This window comes from Clostridium sp. UBA1652, assembly GCF_002320975.1.
Lineage (GTDB): Bacteria > Bacillota > Clostridia > Clostridiales > Clostridiaceae > Clostridium_T > Clostridium_T intestinale.
Map to the genome: position 1 here is coordinate 118,364 of NZ_DCLI01000022.1, position 7,046 is coordinate 125,409.

Annotated in this window: 7 protein-coding genes; 2 read left to right on the top strand and 5 right to left on the bottom strand. The window is 31.0% G+C overall.

What is annotated here, in order from left to right; translation table 11 throughout:
- The first annotated feature begins 38 nt into the window (after positions 1-38).
- Both B3N22_RS04085 and B3N22_RS04090 read left to right on the top strand, forming a co-directional pair.
- Complete coding sequence (locus B3N22_RS04085) at positions 39-1,094, top strand: galactose ABC transporter substrate-binding protein (RefSeq protein ID WP_286905072.1); 1,056 nt, start codon at positions 39-41, stop codon at positions 1,092-1,094.
- 227 nt (positions 1,095-1,321) lie between these two features.
- Complete coding sequence (locus B3N22_RS04090) at positions 1,322-2,383, top strand: galactose ABC transporter substrate-binding protein (RefSeq protein ID WP_286905073.1); 1,062 nt, start codon at positions 1,322-1,324, stop codon at positions 2,381-2,383.
- Positions 2,384-2,444: 61 nt separating this feature from the next.
- Here the strand turns inward: B3N22_RS04090 and B3N22_RS04095 are convergent, their stop codons facing one another.
- The 5 genes from B3N22_RS04095 to argF all read right to left on the bottom strand — a co-directional run bounded on the left by B3N22_RS04095 (position 2,445) and on the right by argF (position 7,033).
- Positions 2,445-3,593, bottom strand: coding sequence for a trans-sulfuration enzyme family protein (locus B3N22_RS04095; protein WP_286905074.1), 1,149 nt, complete (start codon positions 3,591-3,593; stop codon positions 2,445-2,447).
- 21 nt (positions 3,594-3,614) lie between these two features.
- Positions 3,615-4,358, bottom strand: coding sequence for an amino acid ABC transporter ATP-binding protein (locus B3N22_RS04100; RefSeq protein ID WP_286905075.1), 744 nt, complete (start codon positions 4,356-4,358; stop codon positions 3,615-3,617).
- 12 nt (positions 4,359-4,370) lie between these two features.
- Positions 4,371-5,054, bottom strand: coding sequence for an amino acid ABC transporter permease (locus tag B3N22_RS04105; protein WP_286905076.1), 684 nt, complete (start codon positions 5,052-5,054; stop codon positions 4,371-4,373).
- Between the two features lie 12 nt (positions 5,055-5,066).
- A complete protein-coding gene (locus tag B3N22_RS04110) occupies positions 5,067-5,873 on the bottom strand; it encodes an amino acid ABC transporter substrate-binding protein (RefSeq protein ID WP_286905077.1) in 807 nt (268 codons plus the stop codon).
- A 233-nt stretch (positions 5,874-6,106) separates the two neighbouring features.
- Entirely contained in the window at positions 6,107-7,033 is a 927-nt protein-coding gene (argF, locus tag B3N22_RS04115) for an ornithine carbamoyltransferase (protein ID WP_238903876.1), read from the bottom strand.
- Positions 7,034-7,046: the final 13 nt, after the last annotated feature.

A 7,046-nucleotide genomic window follows, 5' to 3' on the forward strand; every position in this document is an offset into this window, starting at 1 on the left:
TAATGTCTTAAATATATGAGAATTTTGAGGTGTTTATAATGAAAATACTTAAAAAAATATCCTTATGCCTATTAACCTTTACAATTGGTACTTCATTATCAGCATGTAATTATAATAATAATGGAACTAATAAAGATAGTATTAAAAATATAAAAATAGGAGTTACATTATATAGGCAGGATGATGCTTTTATTTCTGCAATTACAAAAGAAATTGAAGATGTAGCTAAGGAAAAAGAGGGTAATAGCAATTATAAGATAACAATTAATGTTGTAGATGCTAAAGGAAGCTTGACTAATCAAAATAGTCAGGTAGAGCGGTTTGTTTCTCAAAATTACGATGTTATATGTGTGAATATAGTAGATAGAACTGCTGCCTCTATGATGATTGACAAAGCTAAGTCTGCAAATATACCTATGATTTTCTTTAATCGTGAACCTGTTGAAGAAGATATGGAGAGATGGGATAAGCTATATTATGTAGGCGCAAAGGCAGAACAATCTGGAGAAATACAAGGGAAAATAATTTTAGATGCCTATAAGAGTAACAAAAGTTTGGTGGACAAAAATGGAGATGGAAAAATTCAATATGTAGTACTTGAAGGGGAACCAGGGCATCAGGATACCTTAATAAGAACAGAGCACTGCATAAAACCCTTGATAGAAAATGGTGTTGAATTAGAAAAACTATCTGATGAAATTGGTAACTGGCAATATGCCCAAGCAACTACAAAAATGAATCAGTGGATTAAGGAATTTGGAGATAAGATAGAAGTTGTATTTAGCAATAATGATGAAATGGCTTTAGGTGCTTTAGAAGCATTAAATAATGATAATACGATAAAAAGACATCCCCTTGTTGTTGGAATTGATGGAATTCCTGAGTCATTAACGCAAGTTAAAAATGGGGCAATGATAGGAACTGCTATAAATGATTATAAATACCAAGCCAAGGTAATATTTAATATGGCTTATTTATTATCAACAAATGGAGATATAAACTCAATAGAGGGATTAGAAAAAGGTAAATATGTAATGGCTGATTATTCAGAAGTAACAAAGGATAATGTAGATATATACATGAAAAGTAAATAAATTTAAATTAGAAATGTTATTAACTTTCTTCTATGAATTAGTAGATTAAGTTTATAACATTTTTATTTTTGTTTATATTTAATTTCTAATATTTAACTAAGAAATTCGATAAAAGTGTGAAGAATTTTGTATGGAGAGTAGAGAGGAAAATCTATATAATAATAAATGTAAACGAATAACAAACCAAAATCATATAAAATAATAAGATTTGATTACGGAGGGGTATTATGAAAAGGTTTAAAGGATTATTAACAATCGTTATGTCAGCTGTTGTAATTGCTGGTGCAATGGCAGGATGTAGTTCAAAAGGAAATGATTCTAGCTCAGGTGGAAAGAAAGATTCTAAAGTTTTAATCGGTTCTGCAATCTACAAATTTGATGATACTTTCATGACAGGGGTTCGTGGAGCTATGGAAAGTCAAGCTAAAGATAAAGGAACAGATATAGAATTGGTGGATTCACAAAATAAACAACCTACTCAAAATGAACAAGTAGATACATTTATTACAAAAGGGGTAAATTCATTAGCGATTAATGCCGTTGATAGAACAGCTGCTGGACCAATAATAGAAAAAGCGAAAGCTAAAAAGCTTCCTATAGTATTCTTAAATCGTGAACCAGAAAAAGCAGATATGAATAGCTATGATAAGGTTTGGTATGTTGGAGCTAAAGCAGAACAATCAGGAACTCAATCAGGAGAAATTTTAGTTGACTACTTTAAATCTCATCCAGAAGCAGATAAAAATAAGGATGGAGTAATTCAATATGTAATGCTTCAAGGAGAACCAGGACATCAAGATGCTACTCTTCGTACAGAATATTCAATAAAAGCTATAGAAGCTGGTGGATTCAAAACTCAAAAACTTGCTGCTGATACAGCTATGTGGGACAAAGCTAAAGCAACTGACCTTATGAAAGCATTTATAACTGGTCAAGGTCTTGATAAGATAGAAGCCGTTTTAGCAAATAATGATGATATGGCTCTAGGTGCAATAGAAGCTTTAAAAGCTGAAGGATATAACAAAGGCGATGCTTCTAAATACATTCCAGTAGTTGGAGTTGATGCTACAGCACCTGCATTACAAGCTATGAAAGAAGGATCTCTTCTTGGAACAGTTTTAAATGATGCAGAAAACCAAGGTAAAGCTACAGTTAATATAGCTTTAGCAGCTGCAGAAGGTAAAGAAATTAACGAAGCAAACATTGGTTACCCTGTAACTGAAGGAAAATATGTATGGATTAACTATGTAAAAGTTACTCAAGAGAACTATAAAGACTATATAAAATAATTAAGAATATAAATAAAAGAAGATGTTATTATATAGCATCTTCTTTTGATGTTTAACTTAGTTATTTAACTTTAGAAGAAATTATGGCATTTTCAATATCTTCAATTAAATCAAATTTATTCTCAATACCAACAGATAATCTAATAAGATTATCAACAATACCTATCTTTTGTCTAACTTCGTAAGGTATTGATGCATGAGTCATTGAGGCTGGATGAGTAATAATAGATTCAACTCCCCCCAAGCTTTCTCCAAACATTATATATTTTAAAGCCTTAAAGAATTTATTAATATCATACTCATCAGTTAGTGAAAATGATATTATAGCTCCAGGAGATCTAGCTTGCTTTTTCTGAATATCATGACCAGGATGAGTCACTAAGCCAGGATAATAAATGTTTTTAACTGCCTCATTTTTTAATAGTGATTCAACTATATAATCACTATTTTCTATGTGTCTGTCCATACGAACAGAGAGAGTTTTAATACCTCTTATCAATAACCAAGCATCAGATGGGTTTAGAATACCTCCTGTAGATTTTTGAATAAAGTAAAGTCTTTCTGATAAGTCGTCATTATTAACTACAACTAACCCAGCTATTAAATCACTGTGACCGCCTAAATATTTAGTTGCACTATGAATAACTATATCAGCACCTAAATCTATAGGATTTTGAAGATAAGGTGTCATAAAAGTATTATCAACTATAGTTAATAATTTATGTTTTTTAGCTATTGATGAAACCTTACTAATATCAGTTATATTTAGAAGCGGATTTGTAGGAGTTTCAATGAAAATAGCCTTTACACTTTCATCTATCTTACTTAGTATCTCATTTTCATCATTTGTATCTATAATTTCATATTTCAGATTGAAATTATTAAATACTTTATCTATTACTCTGTAAGTACCGCCATAGATATTATTTGAAATCAATATTTTATCATCGCTTTTAAATAACATTAAAACTGCAGTTATTGCTGCCATACCTGATGCAAAAGCATAACCTGCTACACCATTTTCCATCTCTGCAATTAGCTTTTCCAGTGCTTCTCTTGTTGGGTTTATAGCTCTAGAATAGTCATATCCTTTATTTTCACCAATACCAGCTTGTCTATAAGTTGAAGTTTGATATATTGGCACACTTACAGCACCTGTATGTTCATCTCCATCTATACCGCCATGTATTAATAATGTTTCAAATTTCATATTTATCCTCCAAGATGAATTTTAATCATCTATCATATTTAAAAATTGTTTAATTCTTTCATTGGTAGTTTCTTTGAAGATATAATCAGGAGTTCCTTCTTCAAGGATTAAACCATTATCAACAAAAATAACTTTGTTTGCAGCATCTCTTGCAAAGCTCATTTTATGAGTAACTACTACCATAGTCATTCCTTCATGAGATAAGTCTTTCATAACTTTAAGTACTTCGGCAGCCAATTCTGGATCAAGAGCAGATGTTGGCTCATCAAATAATAAAACATCAGGATCCATTGCCATAGCTCTAGCAATTGCAACTCTTTGCTGCTGTCCACCAGATAATTCAAAGGGATAAGAATCACTTTTGTGAGCTAAGCCAACTTTATCTAAAAGAACCATTCCTTTTTTTCTAGCTTCATCTTTATTTCTTTTAAGAACTGTTATCTGACCTTCCATAATATTTTCAATAACAGTTTTATGAGGAAATAGATGAAATCCCTGAAATACCATACCTGTATGCTTACGCAAAGAGACAACATCATTTTTTGTAGGTTTTATATTATTACTAAAATCTAATCTCATAGATCCAATTTGAACTATACCATCATTTGGGGTCTCTAATAAGTTCATACATCTTAAAAGAGTAGTTTTGCCTGAACCTGAAGGCCCAATTATAACTATAGTTTCACCTTTTTCAACTATTAAATCTATACCTTTTAGAATTTCATTTGAACCAAAACTTTTGTGTAGATTTTTAATTTCTATCATAAAATACCTCCATTATTTAGCTACATATCTTTCTAAATATTTCTCAATTCTACTTTGAATAATATTTAATACTGTGCATAATAGTAGATAAATCAACGCAGCTTCAGAATACAATAATAACGGTTCATAAGTTGTAGCAGTTATTCTTTGAGCTATTTGAAACATCTCAGCTACAGTTATTGAAGCAGCAAGTGAAGTATCTTTTACAAGACTTATAAAAGAATTAGATAATGGAGGTATAGATACCCTAGCTGCTTGAGGCAAAATTATGCGAATTAAGGCTTGAGTATCGGTCATTCCTAATGAATATCCAGCCTCCCATTGACCTTTAGGAATTGATAAAATTGCAGCTCTAATAACCTCAGAATTATATGCTCCAACGCTTAATGTAAAACCTATAACTCCAGCGACAAGTGGGTCTAGTATAATACCAACCGAAGGTAAACCATAGAAGATTATAAAGAGTTGAACTAATAGAGGGGTTCCTCTTATTATCCATACATAGAATGATGATATAGCTACTAAAGGTCTAAATTTAGATATACGTGCCAAAGCTGTAACTAATGCTAGAACTAAACCTAAAGCAAAAGAGATAATAGCAAGAAAAACCGTATAGGTTAATCCTGCTTTTAATAATGGAAAAAATGAATTTGTAAATATATCATATAGTCGTATTGTTTTATCACTAAAAATCATATTATCACCACTTTATTTGGATACATCTTCTCCAAACCACTTCTCTGAAATCTTTAGGTAAGTTCCATCTGCTTTAATATCAGTTAAGGCTTTATTAATAGCATCTAAAAGCTCTTTATTACCTTGTCTTAACATAATTCCATTTTCATCACCTTTAGAGTATTCAGCAGCTACCTTTAAGTTTGTGTCAGGTTTTTGTTTCTTATAATCTAAGAAAGAAAGACTGTCGTTAACAGTTGCATCCGCTCTATTTGAAGTTAAAAGATCAATAGCTTGATTGAAACCATCAACTTGTACAAGTTCAGCGCCATAAGATTGAGCAATTTTTCCTAAATTACTAGTTAAGGTCTGAGCTGCTTTTTTTCCTTTTAAGTCTTCAAATTTAGTAATTGTATTATTATCTCCAGTAACTATAAGAACTGGTTTTGATAAAATATAGGGATCGGAAAAATCATATTTTGCTTTTCTTTCATCATTTATACCAACTTGATTTACAATTATATCAAATCTTTCAGCATCAAGTCCTGCGAATATTCCATCCCATTTTGTTTCTATAAATTCAGCCTTTACTCCAAGCTTTTGAGCTATAGCCTCCGCTATGTCAACATCAAAACCTGTTAACTTTCCACTTTCATCATGAAAAGTAAATGGAGCATAAGTTCCTTCTTGACCAACACGAATAACTCCCTCTTTTTGAATTTTTTCCAAAAGATTTGCTGGAGCAGCGTCTTTTGAGGTATTATCATTTGTCTTGGCACATGCAGTAAAAACAACAGACAAAGCCAATATACCAGTTAATAATAAAGATTTTAATTTCATAATAGATACCCTCCTAGTTTTCCTATATGTTTCATAGGTAATAGTAACATCAACACAATATAGTGTCAACGCTTTTTTATCGTATAAAAATAAAATAATTTTTATATAATATAGTACGAAATAATTGGGAATATAATATAATTTTTACATTAATTTTTATAAATCTATAATGAAGAAAATAATATTATATCAGAGCATAAAAAAAGAACTGAAATTAATCAGCTCTTTAAAGTTTATTTATTACCTAACAATTTAACTAATACAGCCTTTTGAGCATGAAGTCTATTTTCAGCTTCATCAAAGATTTCTTCTGAGTGTTTTTCAAATGTTTCAGTAGAAATCTCCTCATCTCTATGAGCAGGAAGACAGTGAAGAACTAGAGATCTTGGATTAGTGTAAGACATTAAATCTTCATTAATTTGATAACCCTTAAAAGCTTCAACTCTTTCTTTAGCTTCAGCTTCTTGCCCCATACTTGCCCAAACATCAGTAATAACAATATCAGCAGATGTAACTGCTTCAACTGGAGAATCTGTAAGAACAAACTTAGCGTTAGTCTTTTCAGCTAATTCTTTTCCAAGCTCCAAGTAATAATTATCTGGAGTATATCCAGACGGAGATGCTATAGACACATCCATACCTAGAGTTAATGCACCTACTATTAAGGATTGAGCCATATTATTACCATCACCTATAAAAGCAAGCTTTAATCCATCAAAGCTTTTTTTATACTCTCTTATAGTCATTAAATCTGCTAAAACTTGACATGGATGTTCATCATCAGTAAGTCCGTTTATTATAGGAATATCAGAGTATTTAGCTAAATCATCAACTTCTTTTTGTTCAAAGGTACGAATCATTATGCCATCTAGATATCTAGATAAAACACGTGAGGTGTCACAAACAGGTTCACCTCTTCCTATTTGTAAATCCTTTGAGCTTAGGAATAAAGCATTTCCTCCAAGTTGATACATACCAACTTCAAAGCTTACTCTAGTTCTAGTAGAAGCCTTTTGAAAAATCATACCTAAGGTTTTACCCTTTAAGTGATGATGTTCTATCCCGTGTTTATGTTCATATTTTAGTTGATCAGCTATATTTAATATATCTAAAATCTCTTCTTTTGTGAGATTTTCCATCTTTAATAAATCCTTTTTCATAATAACTAACATT